This window comes from Streptomyces sp. B15 (assembly GCF_018070605.1).
Classification (GTDB): Bacteria; Actinomycetota; Actinomycetes; order Streptomycetales; family Streptomycetaceae; genus Streptomyces; species Streptomyces smyrnaeus.
This window is the reverse complement of sequence record NZ_JAGPXJ010000123.1, coordinates 1-16,320: the sequence shown is the minus strand read 5'-3', so window position 1 is coordinate 16,320 and position 16,320 is coordinate 1. Positions and strand designations below refer to the sequence as shown.

Genomic DNA, 16,320 nt, shown 5'->3' with positions numbered 1-16,320 from the left:
TTTTCATCTACGCCTGCGCCGCGACCGGGGAGGGCGGCAGCTCCGCCGACGGGGAGAAGGCGGAGCTGCGCCGCCGGTTCGGCCAGTGGCACGACCCGGTGCCCACGCTGATCGAGTCGGTCCAGGAACACGAGATCCTGCGCAACGACGTCTACCACATGAGGGTGCCGCTGAAGGCGTTCAACCGGGGCCGTACCGCGCTGCTGGGCGACGCGGCGCACGCCATGGCACCGACCCTGGGCCAGGGCGCCAACATGGCGATCGAGGACGGTGTCGTCCTCGCCCACCACGCCGCGCCGGACGGCGACCCGCTGGCCGCGCTCGCCCACTACGACCGTGACCGCAGGCCCCGTACCAACGCGGTGGTACGGCGGGCCGCGCGCATCCTCAGGCTGACCTCGATGCGCTCCCCGGTCACCGTCGCCGCCCGCGACGGCCTCATGCGGGCGGCCTCCCGGTCCGTGCCGGGGCTTCTGCTGCGCGGCTTCGACGGCATCGCCGACTGGCGGCCGCCGACCGCGCGGATCGGGGCCTGACCGGCCCGACCACCGGGCTGTTCCCGGACCTCGCCCGACCCCATGGCCCTCCCCCCCCGATGCCTCCCGCGCCCGGCCTTCCCTGATTTCACCGGACTCGGACGACCGACCCCGGTCGCCCGTGGCACCACCCATCACGAGTGAGAAGAGGAATCGAAAATGCGTCGGATCATCCAGGCAGGCACCGTCGCCACCACCGCCGTGCTGCTCGGCGGACTGGCCCTTGCCTCCCCGGCCTCCGCAGCCCCCTCCGCCGTACAGACCGTGACGGCCACGTACGACTGCGGCGCCTACGGGGTCACCGATCTGAAGATCGAGGCGTCGGCCGAGGGCGGTGTCGGCTCCGTCAAGGTCTCCACCAGCGGTGGTCTCGCCCCGGCCGACATCCCGGCCGACTCCATCACCGCCACCCTGCGCCTGGAGCGGGCCTCCGGTGGCACGGTGGACTTCAGCGGCACCGCCAACGAGGCCGCGCCCGCCGGCCAGCCGGTGACCATCGGCCCGCTGACCGCACCGGTCGCCGCCGGTGACAGCCTCGACTCCTACATCCCGGCCGCGGGCTCCGACGACGCGTCGCTCAGCCTCGACATTCTGGGCGTGGCGAACACCTGCAAGGCCGTCTCCAAGCAGACGCCGGGCCCGATCGTCTTCTGACGTCGGACCCGACAGCGCCGGCCCCCCCCCCGAGCCGTTCGGGGGGCCGGCTGCTGTGCGTCAGCCCGCGGCTGCGTCCTCGTGCCGCACCCCGGGCTCCGGCGGCCGGATCAGCGGCCGGACCACCAGCGGCGCGGTGTCGCCGGCCGGGCGGGCGAGCGCGGCCAGGCAGTCCTCTCCGGCCGGCACGTCCCGGACCACCCACAGCTCACTCGCAGCAGCCCCCGCCGCCTCCGTACGCTCCAGCACGGCGCTGCGCCGGTCCGGACGGACGGCCACCCGGGCCAGATCGGTGCCCAGGCCGATTCCCCAGCCCTTGACCACGGCCTCCTTCCGTACCCAGCAGCGCATCAGTGCCTCGTCCCGCGCCGCGCCCTCCGGCGCCGCGGCGACATGGGCGCGCTCCTCGGCGCCGAGGCAGCGACGCACCACCGCGGGCACGGCGAGCGGGCGGCGGCACTCGATGTCCACACCGACGGGCGCCGAGCGGGACAGGGCGAGCATCCACCACGGGCCGGAGCGCGAGACGCTCACCCGCCAGTCGGTGCGGGGCGCGCGGATGAGGGGCGGGCCGTGCCGGTCGCTGCCGCAGCCCGGGCACCGCCCGGTGCCCCACGCCACCTCGGCCGGCCGGACGCCGTGCCAACGCGCGACCGTACGCCGCACCGCGGCCCGGGCACCCGCGTAGTGGGCGGCCGTGACCGCGTCCCGGTACTCCGTGAAGCGGCGCCTCTCCCGCTCGTCCAGCACCGCCATGTCGCCGGCCGCGGCGACATCCCGCACGCGGCCGGCCCAGATGTGCACCCCCGTACGCGCCCACCCGCTCACGGCCGGGCCCGCTGCAGGGCGCGTACGACCTGCACCCGGGAGCCGCACTCCAGCTTCTGCATCACAGCGCGCAGATGGTTGGTCACCGTCCACTCCGAGATGCCCAGTTCGGTGCCGATCTGCCGGTTGGTCATCCCCTCGGTGACCAGCAGGGCGATCTCGTGCTGCCGGGGCGTGAGGCCGTGCGGGGCCGCCGGCCTCATGGTCCCCGCGGCCGGCTTCCGCCGCGGCCCCGGGGCGAAGAGGCCCGCTATCAGGGCGTCGTGCAGCGAGACACCTTGCGCCCCGCGCCGCGACCGCCGCAGCACCCCGGCGTCGAGGTCCTTGCGCAGTCGCTCCGAGACCGCGCTCAGCTCCGGGTGCTCGGCACCGGCGAGCCCGTGCCGGCGCCGGATGCTCTCGGCGCAGGCCAGCACCCGGGCCAGGGCCTCCGGCTGCGCCTCGTCCCCCGGGTGCGCGGTGACCAGCGCCAGGGTCTCCAGGGCCTCGGCGACCTCGGCCGGGCCACCCGTGCACAGCAGCAGCCGCATCGACTCGCGTACGTCCTCGTACGCCTCGTCGGCGCGGCCGAGCGTCCCACGGACCCGGGCCAGGGCGGCGAGCAGGGTGGCGCGTACGGCGACCGGCGAGACCGGGTCCGCCCAGGCCTCCCCGGCCCCGCCCGGCGCGCCGGACATCACCTCGGGCGCCCCCGACGGGCCGGGAACGGCGGGCTGTTCGGCCAGGGCCGTGAGCACCGGCTGCTCCGCCTCCGGGTCGCCGAGCGCCGCCCGCAGCAGCGACTGCGACCGGCGGGCCATGGCCGCGCCGAGCGTGTCGCCGGCTGCGCACAGTCCCTCCAGTGCCGAGCCGAGCAGCAGGTCGGCGGCGACCGGGTCGCCCCGGCGGCGCAGCAGTTCGCCACTGAGCGCGACCACCCGGGCGCGGGTCCCGGGGTGTCCGTCGGCTGCCGCGTCGGCCGCGTCCAGCGCCTCCTCGGCGCGCCGTTGGGCGCCGTGCTCCAGCGTCCAGCGGGCGACGGCCAGCAGCGCCTGAGCGGTCAGCGGGCCGCCCCCTTCCGCACGCTGCGCGGCGGCGGACTCCGCCAGCTCCTCCACCGCGTCCGGGGCGAGTCCGTGGCCCAGCAGGGGGACCTCCAGCGCGGTCAGCAGGCGCAGCGCCGCCGTGTGGTCACCGCGCCAGCGCAGATGACGGGTGGCTGTGCGCAGATCCGGCAGCCTGGTCTCCACGAGGGACAGCAACTGCGCCACGTCGTGCCCGCGGCGCAGCCCCTCGGCGATGCCGGCGGCGAAGTGTGCGCAGCAGTCGGCATGTCCGTCGCGTGCGTCGGCGAGCGCCGCCGGCCGGTCGGCCAGCTGCGTCCGGTAGTGGACACGGACCGGTTGCGGCAGCCGGAACTCCGGGCCCCTCGGGCCGGTTCGGCTCAGCAGCAGGCTCCTGCGGACGAGGGACTCGATCCCGGCCACCAGCTCCTCCCGCTCCAGCCCCGCCGTCCGGCCGGCCTCGGACAGTCCGACCGGTGCCTCGAAGAGGGCGAGACCGTCGAGCAGCGCGCGCTCCGTGGTGCTCAACGGACGCGCCCCCCACCGCAGGGCGCTGGCGACCGAGCCGTGCCGCGCGGGTGCGTCCCGTAGCCGTCTGCCCCCGGCGGGCACCCCGTCGCGCAGCCTCTTGAGCACGGCGTGCGGGCCCTCGCTGCCCACCGCTTCCGCCGCCAGCTCGATGGCCAGCGGGATGCCGTCGAGTTCACGGCAGATCTGCGCCACGACCGACGGCCCGTCGCCCTCCGCCAGGCCGGCCCGGTAGTACGGTCCCACCCCGGCGGTGAACAGCCGCTCGGCGGACGAGCCCTCGCCGGTGGGCAGCGGCCCTACCAGGAAGAGGCGCTCGGCGCGGATGTTGAGCGGCACCCTGCTGGTGACCAGGACCTTCAACCGTGGGCAGGTCCGCAGCAGGGCGGCGAGGTGCAGGGCCACATCGGTGGCCACCGGGTCGCAGTTGTCCAGCACGACCAGCAGCTCCGCGGTGCCGATCCGTTCCTCGGCCCGCTCCGCCGTCGCCGCACCGACGGCCGACCACAGGGAGGCGGCACCGGCCGCCTCGGCGAGGTCGGTCCACAGCACGGGCACGGCGCCGCGCCACAATCGTGCCGCCACCGCCGCGTGGGCCAGGTGGCTCTTTCCCACTCCGGCGGGTCCGGTGAGGGTGATCAGTCGTTCCCGCTCGTCGGTCAGGAGACCGGCGAGCAGGTCGAGTTCTTCTCGGCGTCCGTGCAGCGTGCCGAAACCGGGCTCCGCGAGGAAGCCGGCGGCCGGTTCCTGGTCGTAGGGCGTACCGCTGCCCTCCGGTGTGTCCGGAAAGGTGTCACCGAGCCCCCGCTCTGGTGCGAACATTTCAGCCCTCCATATGGTGTGTGTTGAGCGGAGCCGCCCGCGGCCTGCCCCGGCGCCCGACGGCGAGGCGCTGCGGGAGGCGGGGGGCTCGTTCGGCCTCCCTGGTCTCCTTTCCGGTGTCGGCCGCGCCCGCGGCGACCACCACGGTGCTGCGGGGCCCTCCAGGGCCGGCCCGGGCCCCGGGCCGATGTGTGGTCGAGGGATCACCGGGCCGGAACAGGGCCGTACCGGCGTGCCACCGCGGTGAGGTGGCGCAGCAGAGCGTTCTGGTGGGTGCGGACGAAGAAGTGTCCGCCGGGCAGCGTGCGCAATGTGGGTCCCAGGCCGCCGTGCGCGGACCAGGCGTCCATCGACGGCACCGGCACCAGCCGGTCCTGGGCGCCGACGAACAGGTGCAGCGGCACCCGCAAGGGTTCGATCTCCTCCTTGGGCAGCGTTCCGGAGCACAGCCGCAGATCGTCCCGGACCAGCGGCAGGTACCGGGACCGGAACCCGCGTCGGCCGGCCAGCTCGGGCGGTATACCGCCCAGTTCGGCGAGTCTTGTGGCCAAGGCCTCGTCATCGGCGTCCGGATCGAGGACGCGGTTGGGGGGTACGTGCGGGGCGCGGTGGGAGCTGAGCACGAGTGCCCGGGGCAGTACCGCACCGCGCCGCTGCCGTCGCAGGACCAGGGCGTGGGCGACGAACGCCCCCATGCTGTGCCCGTACATAAGGTGGGGCCGGGCGAGGGCGTCGTCGAGCTGGTCGTCCATCTCCTCGACCAGGGCCGCCAACTCGGTGAACCGGCGTTCCTGCGCCCGCTCCTCACGGCCCGGCAGCTGCACCGGCTGCACCCGCAGCCCGGCGCCGAGACCGTCCAGCGCCTGCTGCCACCCCGCGTAGGCGGACGCGCCTCCGCCCGCGCACGGCAGGCAGAAGAGCGACGGCCCCGTCCCGGCGGCGGTGGCCGTGCGCGGCAGATACGGCGTCATGGTGGGCCCCTCCCGTCGGTCTGGTCGGCCGGCCCCTCCTGGTTCCGGCGGAGCGACTGCTGACCGCCGTGCCACGAAGATCGCACCCCGCGCCGGGCCGGAAACAGTGGCGACGTCCTCGCGTACTGCGTGCGTTTCGCTGTGCTCGGCCATGACGTCGTCATGGCCGGCGCGGCTCCGGCCCAGCGCGGCGGAGCCCTCTCGGAGGCGGGAACATACCGGTATACCCGCAAATGCCGGGGGACTTGAGGGCGCTGAAGCTGTGGTGAGCCCCTTTGGGAAGTGAAAAACAGAGGGATGTGCCCGGTAATACGTCATCTGACGACCATGAAACGGTGACTGTCCGGTGCCGGGCCCCCGGGACAGGATCCTGCCGTGTGAGGAGCCGCACCAGCACCTGCCGCGTTCCTCGAAACAGTGCGATGACAGCTGCCGAGACCGCAAAGGACTTGCTCATGACGAACGAGACCATGGCCGCAACGCTCATCTCCACCACTGTCCCCGCCGCGGCGGACGCGCGACGCGACGCGCTCCCGCAGCTCGTCGTCGACCGGCTCGACCACGGCGCCGACGAGGCGGACACCGCCCTGTTCAGCTTCACCGCCGTCCCCACTCCCTTTACCGAGCCGGCCCTCGCATGACGGTGGCCACGGGGGAAGCAGGACTGGTGGAGTTCAAAAGCCACCTCGAATGCACGGTGGTGCCCGGCGAGGCGGCCTACCTGGTGTCGCACTCCGGTATCACCGCACTGCGCGGCCCGCAGGCCGAGATCCTCGCGCCGCTGCTCGACGGGACCCGCACCCCGGCCGACATCGCCCAGGACGCCGCGGAGTCGCTGACCCCGTCCGAGGTCGACGACGCGCTGAGCGTCCTGGACGAGGCCGGACTCCTCAGGTACCGGGCGGAGTCCGGCCGCACGCCGCCGGACCGGGCCGCCGAGGCGTACTGGGACCTGGCCGGACTGGACGGCGCCCGGGCGGTCGAGGACACGGCGCGGGCGGCCGTGCGCATCGTCGCGCTGCCCGGCGTCACCGCCGACGCGGTCCGGGAGGCGTGCCGCACCTCCGGACTGCGGGTCACCGGCTCGGCGCGTGAGGCCGGGCTCGGCCTCGTCCTGTGCGACGACTACCTCGCGCCCGAACTGAGCGAGGTGGACGCCGAGCACCGGGCCGCCGGACGCCCCTGGCTGCTGGCCCGGCCGACCGGCCCCGAACCCTGGATCGGCCCGCTCTTCCGGCCGGACGACGGGCCGTGCTGGTCCTGTCTCGCCGTTCGGCTGCGCGGCCACCGGCAGGCCGAACCGACCGTGCGGGGCGCCCCCCGCCTGTCCCGGCCGGAGGCCGCCCTCCCGGCCGGGAGGGCGCTGGCCGTGCAGGCGGCCGTGCTGGAGGCGGTCAAGTGGACGGCCGGGCACCGCGGCGCTGAACAGGACGAGGTACGCACCTTCGACCTGCTCGGGCTGCGGGTCGGCGTCCACAGGGTGTCCCGTCGGCCGCAGTGCCCGGTGTGCGGCGATCCACGGCTGGTCGGCGCGCGCGGCTGGCGCCCGCCCGAACTGCGCAGCCGGCCCAAGGCCGCCTCCGGTCAGGGAGGCGGCCACCGCACGCTGAGCGCCGAGCGGATGCTGGAGCGGCACGGCCACCTTGCCGACCCGGTCACCGGTGTGGTCGCCGAGCTCCGTCGGGCCACCGGCGCCCCGGACTTCACCCAGGTCTACGTCTCCGGCCGGAACCTGGCCATGGCGGGCTCCGACTCCGGGGTGCGCTCGTTCAGCGGCGGCAAGGGCCTCACTCCGGCGGAGGCCAGGGCCGGCGCACTGGGAGAGGCGGTGGAGCGCTACAGCGGCACCCGGCACGGCGACGAGCCGGTGGTGCGCGACAGTCTCCGCGGGCTGGGCGAGGTGGCACTGCACCCCAACGCGGTCCAGCTCTACCACGAGCGGCAGTTCCGCGACCGGTCCACCTGGAACGCCGACCGCTCGCCCTTCACCTGGGTGCCGGAGCGCTTCGACGAGAACGCGCCGGTCGACTGGACCCCGCTGTGGTCCCTGGCCACGGGCACGCACCGGCTGCTGCCGAGCAGCATGCAGTACTTCTCCGCCCGGGCCCGCTCAGGGTGCGAGCCGCTCGCCGACTCCAACGGCAACGCGGCGGGCAGCAGCTTCGAGGACGCGGTGCTGCAGGGCCTGTTGGAGCTGGTCGAACGCGACGCGGTGGCCCTGTGGTGGTACAACCGCACGCGGCAGCCGGCCATGGACCTGGACGCCTTCGCGGAGCCGAGCCTCGAAGCCCTCCGGCACGGCTACCGCCGGCAGCACCGCCAGGTCTGGGCGCTCGACCTCACCTCGGACCTGGGCATCCCCGTGGTGGCGGCGCTCTCCCGGCGGACCGACAAACCGTCCCAGGACATCGTCTTCGGGTTCGGTGCGCATCTCGACCCGCGGATCGCCCTGCGCCGGGCCCTGACGGAGATGGGGCAGCTGCTCCCCGCCGTGTGCGACGCCCGCCCCGACGGGTCGGGCTACCGCGTCGTGCTCCCCCAAGCGGTGGACTGGTGGCGGCACGAGACGGTGTCGAGCCAGCCGTATCTGCGCCCCGCCGCCGAACCGGAGCCCCGCACACCGCACTTCTGGGACTACACGCCCACCGCGGATCTGCGCGACGACATCGTGGCGGCCACCGGGCTGTTCACGGCGCGCGGGATGGACGTACTGGTGCTCGATCAAACGCGCCCGGACCTCGACGTGCCCGTCGTCAAGGTGGTGGTCCCCGGCCTGCGGCACTTCTGGGCCCGGTACGCGCCCGGGCGTCTCTACGACGTTCCGGTCGCACTGGGCCGGCTGACGGAGCCGACACCGTACGCCCGGCTCAACCCGGTCGCGCTGTTCGTCTGACGCCGGATCGACGTCCGGGCGGGGTATGTCCTCGGCCGGTGCGGGTGAGGCGGTGGCGTAATTTCTGCGGGAAGGGACTGATGTGAAACAGGTCATCCGCGTAAAGTCTTGCGGACGAGCGTTCGGGCCCTGAAAGCAGGCTCCGGTCCCTGGAGCGTCCGGAAATCCCCTCGCGAGCGCTCCCGAAGGGATAGGAGTATTCCGAGGATGCCAAGCGACGCTCAGCCGGACACCGCGGCGCCCCGCATCCGATGGTGGAGCACCAGCCCCGCTCCACGGCTGGCCCGGGGCATCCTGCTGGCCGCACTCTCCTGCTACCTCGGCATCACGGCGATCAACATCATCAGCGTCCGGCCGACGACTCCCGCGATGGTGACCGGACTCGTCACCCTCGCGGCCGTCTTCGTACTGCAACTCGTGCACTGCCGGCCGGGAGCGGCCCGCTCCCCGCTCTGGTCCAGGGCGGCGACCCTCGGCGTCCAGTGCTTGCTGACGTTCCTGCCGCTGGCCTACTTCGGCATCATGTGGGGCGCCATGGCCGGCTTCCTCGGCGGCTCGCTGCTGCTCCTGCTGCCGCCTCGGGTGGGCTGGCCGCTGTACGGCCTGACGGGGCTGAGCCTGCTGATACCCGGCCTGCTGCAGAAGATGTCTGTCATAGATCTGCTGTACATGTGCCAGACGACCCTGCTGACCGGACTGGTGACCTACGGCCTCGCCCGGCTCACCGCGCTGGTGGAGGAGGTCTACGCCGCCCGCGCCGAGATAGCCCGCATGGCGGCGAACAGCGAACGCCTCCGCCTCGCCCGCGACCTGCACGACCTGCTCGGGTACAGCCTCTCGGTGATCGTGCTCAAGAGCGAGTTGCTCCAGCGGCTGATCCGCGTGCAGCACGAACGGGCGGACCAGGAGGTGGAGGAGGTCCTCACCATCTCCCGCCAGGCGCTGGCCGATGTCCGCCGGGTGGCCCACGGCTACCGCGACATGTCGCTCACCTCCGAGATGTCGCTGGCCCGCTCGGTGCTCGACGCGGCGGACGTCGAGACGGAGTTGGTCCTCGATCCCGCCGTCGAGGAGATCGACACCCGGTCGCGCACGGTGCTGGCCACGGTGCTCCGCGAGGGAGTCACCAATCTCCTGCGCCACAGCAAGGCCACCCGCTGCGGTATCACCGTGGTGATCGACCAGGACACCGCACGGCTCACGCTGCTCAACGACGGAGTGGTCGTCGACTACCACGACCCCTCGCCGGACAGCGGCAACGGTCTGGCGAATCTGCGCCAGCGGCTGGCCGAGGTCGGCGGCAGGCTGATCACCGAAGGCGACAACGAGGCCGCCAAGGACGCCGCGGGCTGGTTCCGGCTGGTCGCGGAAGTGCCCGTAGCGGCGAACGCGCCGCAGGAGGCGGCCGCTTCGAACGAAGCCAGGGAGAAGATTCCAGAATTAGGATGATTCGGGCGGCTGTTGACCTGACCCGCCAAGGGGTGCAGGCGGCCGCGTTTCGGACAGTCATGGGGGACTTTCGATGATTGGTGTCCTGCTCGCTGAAGACATGCACATGATGCGTGCGGCGCTGGTGGCGCTGCTGGACCTCGAACACGACCTGAAGGTCGTGGCAAGCGTGGAACGCGGTGACGAGATCCTTCCCGCGGCCCGCGAGCACCTCCCGGACGTCGCCGTCATCGATGTCGACCTGCCCGGTATCGACGGCCTGAGCGCGGCCGAGCAACTGCACGAACGCGTACCGATGTGCCGAACCCTGATCCTCACCACCCTTGGCCGCCCCGGCATGCTCCGCCGGGCGATGGCGGCGAAGGTCTCCGGCTATCTGCTCAAGGACGCCCCGCCGGAGGAACTCGCGCAGGGCATCCGCAAGGTGGCGGTCGGCCAGCGCGCGATCGACTCCGAACTCGCCCTCGCCGTCTGGGGCAGCGAGGACAGCCCCCTCACCTCCCGCGAGACGGAGGTGCTCCGACTGGCCTCCCACGGGGCCGACGCGGCCGAGATCGCAAAACGGCTGCGGCTGACCGCCGGCACGGTGCGGAACTACCTGACCACGGTGGTCAGCAAACTCCACGCCCGCAACCGGGTCGACGCCATCCGCATCGCCCAGGACTCCGGCTGGCTGTGAGCCCACCGCCCTTGCGGCGGCGCGGCGCGTGCGACTCCGGGGCCCGGCTGGTCACAGACAGCGCAGCGGCCTCAGCACTCGATGACGTTCACCGCGAGCCCGCCGCGCGCGGTCTCCTTGTACTTGACCTTCATGTCGGCGCCCGTGTCGCGCATGGTCTTGATGGCCTTGTCGAGGGAGACATGGTGGCGGCCGTCGCCGCGCAGGGACATCCGGGCGGCCGTGACCGCCTTGACGGCGGCCATGCCGTTGCGCTCGATGCAGGGGATCTGGACGAGGCCGCCGACCGGGTCGCAGGTGAGGCCCAGGTTGTGCTCGATGCCGATCTCCGCGGCGTTCTCGACCTGTTCGGGGCTGCCGCCGAGGATCTCGGCGAGACCGCCGGCGGCCATGGAGCAGGCCGAGCCGACCTCGCCCTGGCAGCCGACCTCGGCGCCGGAGATGGAGGCGTTCTGCTTGAAGAGCATGCCGATGGCGCCCGCGGCCAGCAGGAAGCGGACGACGGCGTCGTCGTCGGTGCCCGGCACGAAGTGGTGGGCGTAGTGCAGGACGGCGGGGATGATGCCGGCGGCGCCGTTGGTCGGCGCGGTCACCACGCGACCGCCCGCCGCGTTCTCCTCGTTGACGGCCATGGCGTAGAGCGTCGTCCACTCCATGGCGTGCGCCTCGACCTGGCCCTCCGCGCGCAGCTGGCGTGCCGAAGTGGCGGCCCGGCGGCGGACCTTGAGGCCGCCGGGCAGGATGCCCTCCTGGGACAGGCCGCGTGCCACGCAGGCCTTCATCACCTGCCAGATCTCCAGCAGGCCCGCGCGGATCTCGTCCTCGGTGCGCCAGGCCTTCTCGTTCTCCAGCATCAGCCGGGAAACGGACAGCCCGGTCTCCCGGGTGAGGCGCAGCAGTTCGTCGCCGGTGCGGAAGGGGTGGCGCAGGACGGTGTCGTCCAGTTTGATGCGGTCCTCGCCCACCGCGTCCTCGTCCACGACGAACCCGCCGCCGACCGAGTAGTACGTCTTCTCCAGCAGCGGGGTGCCCGCCTCGTCGTACGCGAAGAGGGTCATGCCGTTGGCGTGGTACGGCAGGGAGCGGCGCCGGTGCAGGACCAGCTGGGTGCGCTCGTCGAACCGGATCTCGTGGGTGTCGCCTATCTCGGCGGCGAGGAGGCGCAGTCGGCCTTCCTCGCGGATCCGCGCCACCCGCTCGTCCGCGTTCTCCACGTCGACCGTGCGCGGGGACTCGCCCTCCAGGCCCAGGAGAACGGCCTTGGGGGTGCCGTGGCCGTGACCGGTCGCGCCGAGGGAGCCGAACAGCTCGGCGCGTACGGAGGCGGTGTGCGCCAGCGCGCCCTCGTTCTTCAGCCGGCGCGCGAACATGCGCGCGGCGCGCATCGGGCCCACTGTGTGGGAGCTCGACGGGCCGATGCCGATCGAGAACAGGTCGAAGACCGAGATTGCCATGGTGCGGCTCCATGCCCTTGCGGGCGCGAGTGCGATGTCTGTATGGGGCGCGGTACGGCGCGGGGCTCGATTGCCCGCCCTGCCGGAGGGGCCCGGGCCGGAGGGACCGGGTGGGCCCCTCCGGCAGGGCGGGAGCTGTCCTACTTACCCAGTGTGGGGTAGAGAGGGTGCTTTTCCGCGAGGGCGGTGACCCGTGCGGCGAGGGCCTTGCCCTTGGTGTCGTCGAAGCCGGGCAGCAGGGCCTCGGCGATGATGTCGGCGACCTCGGTGAAGTCCTCGTCCTGGAAGCCCCGGGTGGCCAGTGCGGGCGTGCCGATGCGCAGGCCGGAGGTCACCATCGGGGGCCGCGGGTCGTTGGGGACGGCGTTGCGGTTGACGGTGATGCCGACGTCGTGGAGCCGGTCCTCGGCCTGCTGCCCGTCCAGTTCGCTGTTGCGCAGGTCGACCAGGACCAGGTGGACGTCCGTGCCGCCGGACAGCACGGAGACGCCGGCGTCCACCGTGTCCTGCCGCAGCAGGCGCTCGGCGAGGATGCGGGCGCCGGAGAGGGTGCGCTGCTGCCGGTCCTTGAAGTCGTCGCTGGCCGCGACCTTGAAGGCGACGGCCTTGGCGGCGATCACATGCTCCAGCGGGCCGCCCTGCTGGCCGGGGAAGACCGCCGAGTTGATCTTCTTGGCGTGTTCCTTCTTCGACAGGATCACACCGCCGCGCGGACCGCCGAGGGTCTTGTGCGTGGTGGTCGTGACCACGTCCGCGTGCGGCACCGGGCTGGGGTGCAGCCCGGCGGCGACGAGGCCGGCGAAGTGCGCCATGTCCACCATCAGGTAGGCGCCGACCTCGTCGGCGATCCGGCGGAAGGCGGCGAAGTCCAGCTGGCGGGGGTAGGCGGACCAGCCCGCGATGATCAGCTGCGGGCGGTGCTCCTTGGCCAGCCGCTCGACCTCCTCCATGTCCACCCGGCTGGTCTCGTCGTCGACCTTGTAGGCGACGACGTTGTAGAGCTTGCCGGAGAAGTTGATCTTCATGCCGTGGGTGAGGTGCCCACCGTGGGCCAGATCCAGTCCCAGGATGGTGTCGCCGGGCTTGAGCAGCGCGAACATCGCGGCGGCGTTCGCCTGGGCGCCGGAGTGCGGCTGCACGTTCGCGGCCTCGGCGCCGAACAGCGCCTTGACGCGGTCCCTGGCCAGGGTCTCGACCACGTCGACGTACTCGCAGCCGCCGTAGTAGCGGCGGCCGGGGTAGCCCTCGGCGTACTTGTTGGTGAGGACCGAGCCCTGGGCCTCCATGGAGGCGACCGGAGCGAAGTTCTCCGAGGCGATCATCTCGAGGGTGGACTGCTGGCGGTGGAGTTCGGCGTCGACGGCGGCGGCGACGTCGGGGTCGACCTCGTGAAGAGAACCGTTCAGAAGCGACATGGAAGAACCGTCCCTGTCAGTGGCGGCGGGGTGGGCAAGCTGCCTCGGGTGACCGAGGCGTACCTCGGTCACCCGAGGCGGGCGCCTCAGCTGCCTGAGGCGAATGCGGCGTACTCGTCGGCCGAGAGCAGGTCGTCCGGCGCCTCGGAGATCTTCACCTTGAACAGCCAGCCGCCCTCGAACGGAGCGGAGTTCACCAGCGCCGGGTCGTCCACCACGTCCTGGTTGATCTCGGTGATCTCGCCGGAGGCGGGGGAGTAGAGGTCGCTGACGGACTTGGTGGACTCCAGCTCGCCACAGGTCTCGCCCGCGGTGACGGTGTCGCCCACCTCGGGGAGCTGGACGAAAACCACGTCACCGAGCGCGTTGGCGGCGTGCTCGGTGATACCGACCGTCGCGACGCCGTCCTCGACGTCGGACAGCCACTCGTGCTCCTTGCTGTAGCGGAGCTGCTGGGGGTTGCTCATGAGTCTGATTCTCCCGGATGCGAAAGGTGCAGTGAAAACGGTCTTGGCAGGTGGAACGGGGAGCCCGAACGCGGACCCACCGACGCGCGGCGCTCAGCCCCGTGCGGTGACCCGGCCTGCCGGGGGTGCGGTCCTTCGGCGCCTGTGTGCCTCGTGCGGCTCAGTGCCTCTTGTAGAAGGGCAACGCCACGACCTCGTAGGGCTCATGGGAGCCCCGGATGTCGACCGCGACCCCCTTCGCCCCGGGCTCCGCGTGGGCCGCGTCCACGTACGCCATGGCGATCGGCTTGCCAAGCGTCGGCGAGGGCGCTCCGGAGGTGACTTCGCCCACAACCTTGCCGTCGGCGACCACGGGGTAGCCGGCGCGCGGCACCCGGCGCCCTTCGGCGATCAGCCCGACCAGCTTGCGCGGCGGCGCGGTCCGGGCGCGTTCGGCGGCCGTGGCCAGCGCGTCCCGTCCGACGAAGCGGCCCTCGTTGGTCGACTTCTCGAACTTGACGATCCGCCCCAGGCCGGCGTCGAACGGGGTCAGCGCGGTGGACAGCTCGTGCCCGTACAGCGGCATGCCCGCCTCCAGCCGGAGCGTGTCGCGGCAGCTGAGTCCGCACGGCACCAGGTCGGCGTCCTTGCCCGCCGCCATCAGCGCTTCCCAGACGGCCACGGCGTCGTCGGGGGAGACGAACAGCTCGAAACCGTCCTCACCCGTGTACCCCGTACGGGCGATGAGCGCGGGCTTGTCCGCCACGATGTCGCGCTCGCCCGCGTAGTAGCGCAGCCCGTCCACGTCGAAGCCGGTCAACTGCTTGAGGATGCCCGCGGCGGCCGGGCCCTGGACGGCGATGAGCGCGTACTTGTCCCGGTCGTCCCGCACCTCGGCGCCGAAGCCGTCCTGGCGTTCGACCAGCGCGTCCAGCACGGTCTGCGCGTTGGCCGCGTTGGCGACGACCAGGTACTCCGGCTCGTCCTGCTGGCCCAGCCGGTAGACGATCAGGTCGTCGAGGATGCCGCCGTTCTCGTCGCAGATCATCGTGTAGCGGGCGCGGCCGACAGCCAGCTTGGACAGATTGCCCACCAGCGCGTGGTCGAGCAGCGCGCCCGCCTGCGGTCCGGTGATGGTGATCTCACCCATATGGGAGAGGTCGAAGAGGCCGGCGGCGGAGCGGACGGCCAGATGCTCCTCGCGCTCGCTGCCGTAGCGCAGCGGCATGTCCCAGCCCGCGAAGTCGGTCATGGTGGCGCCCAGCGCGCGGTGCGTGGCGTCCAGCGCGGTCTTACGGTTGGCCGGTGGCTCGGTCATGCAGGCTCCCAGAGTCCCGATGAGTCCCCACAAGGGGTATGACGTGGATGTCCTCCCCATCTGTCATCGGAACCTGAGAGGTTCGCCGACAGCTCCGGACGGCTGGAGCGCGGCTTGCACCTTGGGTGGAACCGTCGGCCCGCGCCGGGGCGTGAGCGTGACGGTCCGCTTTTCAGATCTGCCTAGCCTGCGCGGTAACGGGGCCTGAGAGATTCAAGGGAGGATCTTGCTCCTTCGGCGCCCCGGCGTGCGGTTGCTGACGTGCGGTTGCTGCTGCCGCCTGCCGGGGACTCTCCCGCGCGGGTTCGAACGGCCGGTATGGAGTTGAGTGCGCACATCATCGCACGGGTGAGCGGGCCGTGGCTGCCCCTGCGCGGAAGCCGTTCACCTTGAATCATATTACCTTTTCTTTACATACTTGGGGGGTGGCGGCCGAGCCGTCACCTCGGGAGGGGAGATCCATTGGGCAGCCTGTGCCGTGCAGACGCGATGCCGAGGGGTGCGCGGGCGGGTCCCACCGCCCGCCCCGTGGTCCGCCACGACCTGCGCCGGACCGCCACCGAGCGCACGCTGCGCTACCGGGCGGGGGATGTGGTGGTCGTCTCCGGGCTGCCCGGGGGTGGCAAGTCCACCCTGATAAGAAGCGCCGTTCCCGCGGGTTCCGACGTCGTCCGCATCGACTCCCAGGACGCCCGGGAGCGCTGGGAGCACCGGATGCCGCGCTGGCTGCCGTACGGCGTCTACCGGCCGCTGGTACGGCTCGCGCACTACGCGGGACTGCGCGCCGCGCTCGGTTCCGGGGCCGCCGTCGTGGTGCACGACTGCGGCACGCAGAGCTGGGTGCGCCGCTGGCTGGCCCGGGACGCGGTACGCCGGGGCCGGTCGCTCCATCTGCTGCTGCTCGACGTCGCCCCCGAGGACGCGCTGGCCGGGCAGACCGCGCGGGGCAGGCGGGTGTCCGGCTACGCCTTCCGCCGTCATCTGCGTGCCGTGGGCAGGCTGCGGACCGCCGCCGTGACGGGACGGCTGCCGGCCGGCTGCGTCTCCTCGGTACTGCTGGACCGGAGCGCGGCCCAGGCACTGCGGGCCGTGCGCTTCGAGCCGCTGCCGGCGGGCGTGCCCATGGCGGTCTCAGCCCATCTGCGGCCGGTGCCCGCACCCGCCGCGGCGCCGCCTGTTCCGGCGCCGCCCGCTCCGGTGGTGCCCGCGGTCGTGCCGTCGGCCAGGGCCGGACCGCGTGCGGCGGCGGTCCCGCCCCCCCGGAGGGACGACGGGACCACCCAC

The 16,320-nt window shown here is 72.8% G+C and carries 13 protein-coding genes, 1 pseudogene and 1 riboswitch; of the genes and pseudogenes, 7 read left to right on the top strand and 7 right to left on the bottom strand.

Features of this window, described 5'->3' with window-relative positions:
• Together KBY19_RS32840 and KBY19_RS32835 are read left to right on the top strand one after the other, a co-directional pair.
• On the top strand, window positions 1-536 hold a 536-nt coding region (locus KBY19_RS32840), incomplete at its 5' end, for an FAD-dependent monooxygenase (protein WP_210967292.1).
• A gap of 159 nt (window positions 537-695) precedes the next feature.
• On the top strand, window positions 696-1,190 hold the full coding sequence (locus KBY19_RS32835) for a hypothetical protein (RefSeq protein WP_099884416.1): 495 nt from the start codon (window positions 696-698) through the stop codon (window positions 1,188-1,190).
• A 60-nt stretch (window positions 1,191-1,250) separates the two neighbouring features.
• Here KBY19_RS32835 and KBY19_RS37670 read toward each other — a convergent pair whose 3' ends face one another.
• From KBY19_RS37670 to KBY19_RS32820, 3 genes are all read right to left on the bottom strand, one after another.
• Window positions 1,251-2,018 carry a 4'-phosphopantetheinyl transferase superfamily protein gene (locus KBY19_RS37670; RefSeq protein WP_143674918.1) on the bottom strand — a complete coding sequence of 256 codons (768 nt, stop codon included), beginning with the start codon at window positions 2,016-2,018 and terminating at the stop codon, window positions 1,251-1,253.
• Window positions 2,015-4,411 carry a LuxR C-terminal-related transcriptional regulator gene (locus KBY19_RS32825; protein ID WP_099884420.1) on the bottom strand — a complete coding sequence of 799 codons (2,397 nt, stop codon included), beginning with the start codon at window positions 4,409-4,411 and terminating at the stop codon, window positions 2,015-2,017. Before KBY19_RS32825 ends, KBY19_RS37670 begins: the two co-directional genes overlap by 4 nt.
• 203 nt (window positions 4,412-4,614) lie before the next feature.
• Window positions 4,615-5,382: a thioesterase II family protein gene (locus KBY19_RS32820; protein ID WP_210967291.1), complete on the bottom strand. Its 768-nt coding sequence runs from the start codon at window positions 5,380-5,382 to the stop codon at window positions 4,615-4,617.
• A 455-nt stretch (window positions 5,383-5,837) separates the two neighbouring features.
• Here KBY19_RS32820 and KBY19_RS32815 point away from each other — a divergent pair, with 455 nt between their 5' ends.
• From KBY19_RS32815 to KBY19_RS32800, 4 genes are all read left to right on the top strand, one after another.
• Entirely contained in the window at window positions 5,838-6,023 is a 186-nt protein-coding gene (locus KBY19_RS32815; protein ID WP_185018189.1) for a hypothetical protein, read from the top strand.
• The gene (locus tag KBY19_RS32810) at window positions 6,020-8,275 is read left to right on the top strand and encodes a TOMM precursor leader peptide-binding protein (RefSeq protein WP_210967290.1); all 2,256 of its coding nucleotides are present in this window, start codon (window positions 6,020-6,022) and stop codon (window positions 8,273-8,275) included. Before KBY19_RS32815 ends, KBY19_RS32810 begins: the two co-directional genes overlap by 4 nt.
• A 207-nt stretch (window positions 8,276-8,482) precedes the next feature.
• Window positions 8,483-9,724, top strand: coding sequence for a sensor histidine kinase (locus KBY19_RS32805; protein WP_099884428.1), 1,242 nt, complete (start codon window positions 8,483-8,485; stop codon window positions 9,722-9,724).
• 73 nt (window positions 9,725-9,797) lie between these two features.
• Complete coding sequence (locus KBY19_RS32800) at window positions 9,798-10,403, top strand: DNA-binding response regulator (protein WP_099884430.1); 606 nt, start codon at window positions 9,798-9,800, stop codon at window positions 10,401-10,403.
• A gap of 71 nt (window positions 10,404-10,474) precedes the next feature.
• Here KBY19_RS32800 and KBY19_RS32795 read toward each other — a convergent pair whose 3' ends face one another.
• The 4 genes from KBY19_RS32795 to gcvT form a co-directional block, all read right to left on the bottom strand.
• Window positions 10,475-11,857 (bottom strand): L-serine ammonia-lyase, encoded by a 1,383-nt coding sequence (locus KBY19_RS32795; protein ID WP_099884432.1) that lies wholly within the window; start codon window positions 11,855-11,857, stop codon window positions 10,475-10,477.
• A gap of 140 nt (window positions 11,858-11,997) precedes the next feature.
• Window positions 11,998-13,272, bottom strand: coding sequence for a serine hydroxymethyltransferase (glyA, locus tag KBY19_RS32790; protein ID WP_099884434.1), 1,275 nt, complete (start codon window positions 13,270-13,272; stop codon window positions 11,998-12,000).
• 86 nt (window positions 13,273-13,358) lie between these two features.
• Window positions 13,359-13,739, bottom strand: a complete 381-nt coding sequence (gene gcvH, locus KBY19_RS32785; RefSeq protein WP_185018193.1) for a glycine cleavage system protein GcvH — start codon at window positions 13,737-13,739, stop codon at window positions 13,359-13,361.
• Between the two features lie 160 nt (window positions 13,740-13,899).
• Window positions 13,900-15,036: a glycine cleavage system aminomethyltransferase GcvT gene (gene gcvT / locus KBY19_RS32780; protein ID WP_099884438.1), complete on the bottom strand. Its 1,137-nt coding sequence runs from the start codon at window positions 15,034-15,036 to the stop codon at window positions 13,900-13,902.
• A gap of 182 nt (window positions 15,037-15,218) precedes the next feature.
• A riboswitch (glycine riboswitch) is annotated at window positions 15,219-15,344 on the bottom strand.
• Between the two features lie 181 nt (window positions 15,345-15,525).
• Between gcvT and KBY19_RS32775 the strand changes: the two are divergent.
• A pseudogene (locus KBY19_RS32775) lies at window positions 15,526-16,134 on the top strand (AAA family ATPase); the annotation flags it as partial.
• Window positions 16,135-16,320: the final 186 nt, after the last annotated feature.

Excerpts from the sequence above, each read along its gene's own strand:
- KBY19_RS32805 (WP_099884428.1), top strand. The coding sequence starts at position 8,483 with ATGCCAAGCGACGCTCAGCCGGACACCGCGGCGCCCCGCATCCGATGG.
- KBY19_RS32835 (WP_099884416.1), top strand. The coding sequence starts at position 696 with ATGCGTCGGATCATCCAGGCAGGCACCGTCGCCACCACCGCCGTGCTG.
- KBY19_RS32825 (WP_099884420.1), bottom strand. The coding sequence starts at position 4,411 with ATGTTCGCACCAGAGCGGGGGCTCGGTGACACCTTTCCGGACACACCG.
- KBY19_RS32810 (WP_210967290.1), top strand. The coding sequence starts at position 6,020 with ATGACGGTGGCCACGGGGGAAGCAGGACTGGTGGAGTTCAAAAGCCAC.
- gcvT (WP_099884438.1), bottom strand. The coding sequence starts at position 15,036 with ATGACCGAGCCACCGGCCAACCGTAAGACCGCGCTGGACGCCACGCAC.
- gcvH (WP_185018193.1), bottom strand. The coding sequence starts at position 13,739 with ATGAGCAACCCCCAGCAGCTCCGCTACAGCAAGGAGCACGAGTGGCTG.
- glyA (WP_099884434.1), bottom strand. The coding sequence starts at position 13,272 with ATGTCGCTTCTGAACGGTTCTCTTCACGAGGTCGACCCCGACGTCGCC.
- KBY19_RS32820 (WP_210967291.1), bottom strand. The coding sequence starts at position 5,382 with ATGACGCCGTATCTGCCGCGCACGGCCACCGCCGCCGGGACGGGGCCG.
- KBY19_RS32815 (WP_185018189.1), top strand. The coding sequence starts at position 5,838 with ATGACGAACGAGACCATGGCCGCAACGCTCATCTCCACCACTGTCCCC.
- KBY19_RS32795 (WP_099884432.1), bottom strand. The coding sequence starts at position 11,857 with ATGGCAATCTCGGTCTTCGACCTGTTCTCGATCGGCATCGGCCCGTCG.
- KBY19_RS32800 (WP_099884430.1), top strand. The coding sequence starts at position 9,798 with ATGATTGGTGTCCTGCTCGCTGAAGACATGCACATGATGCGTGCGGCG.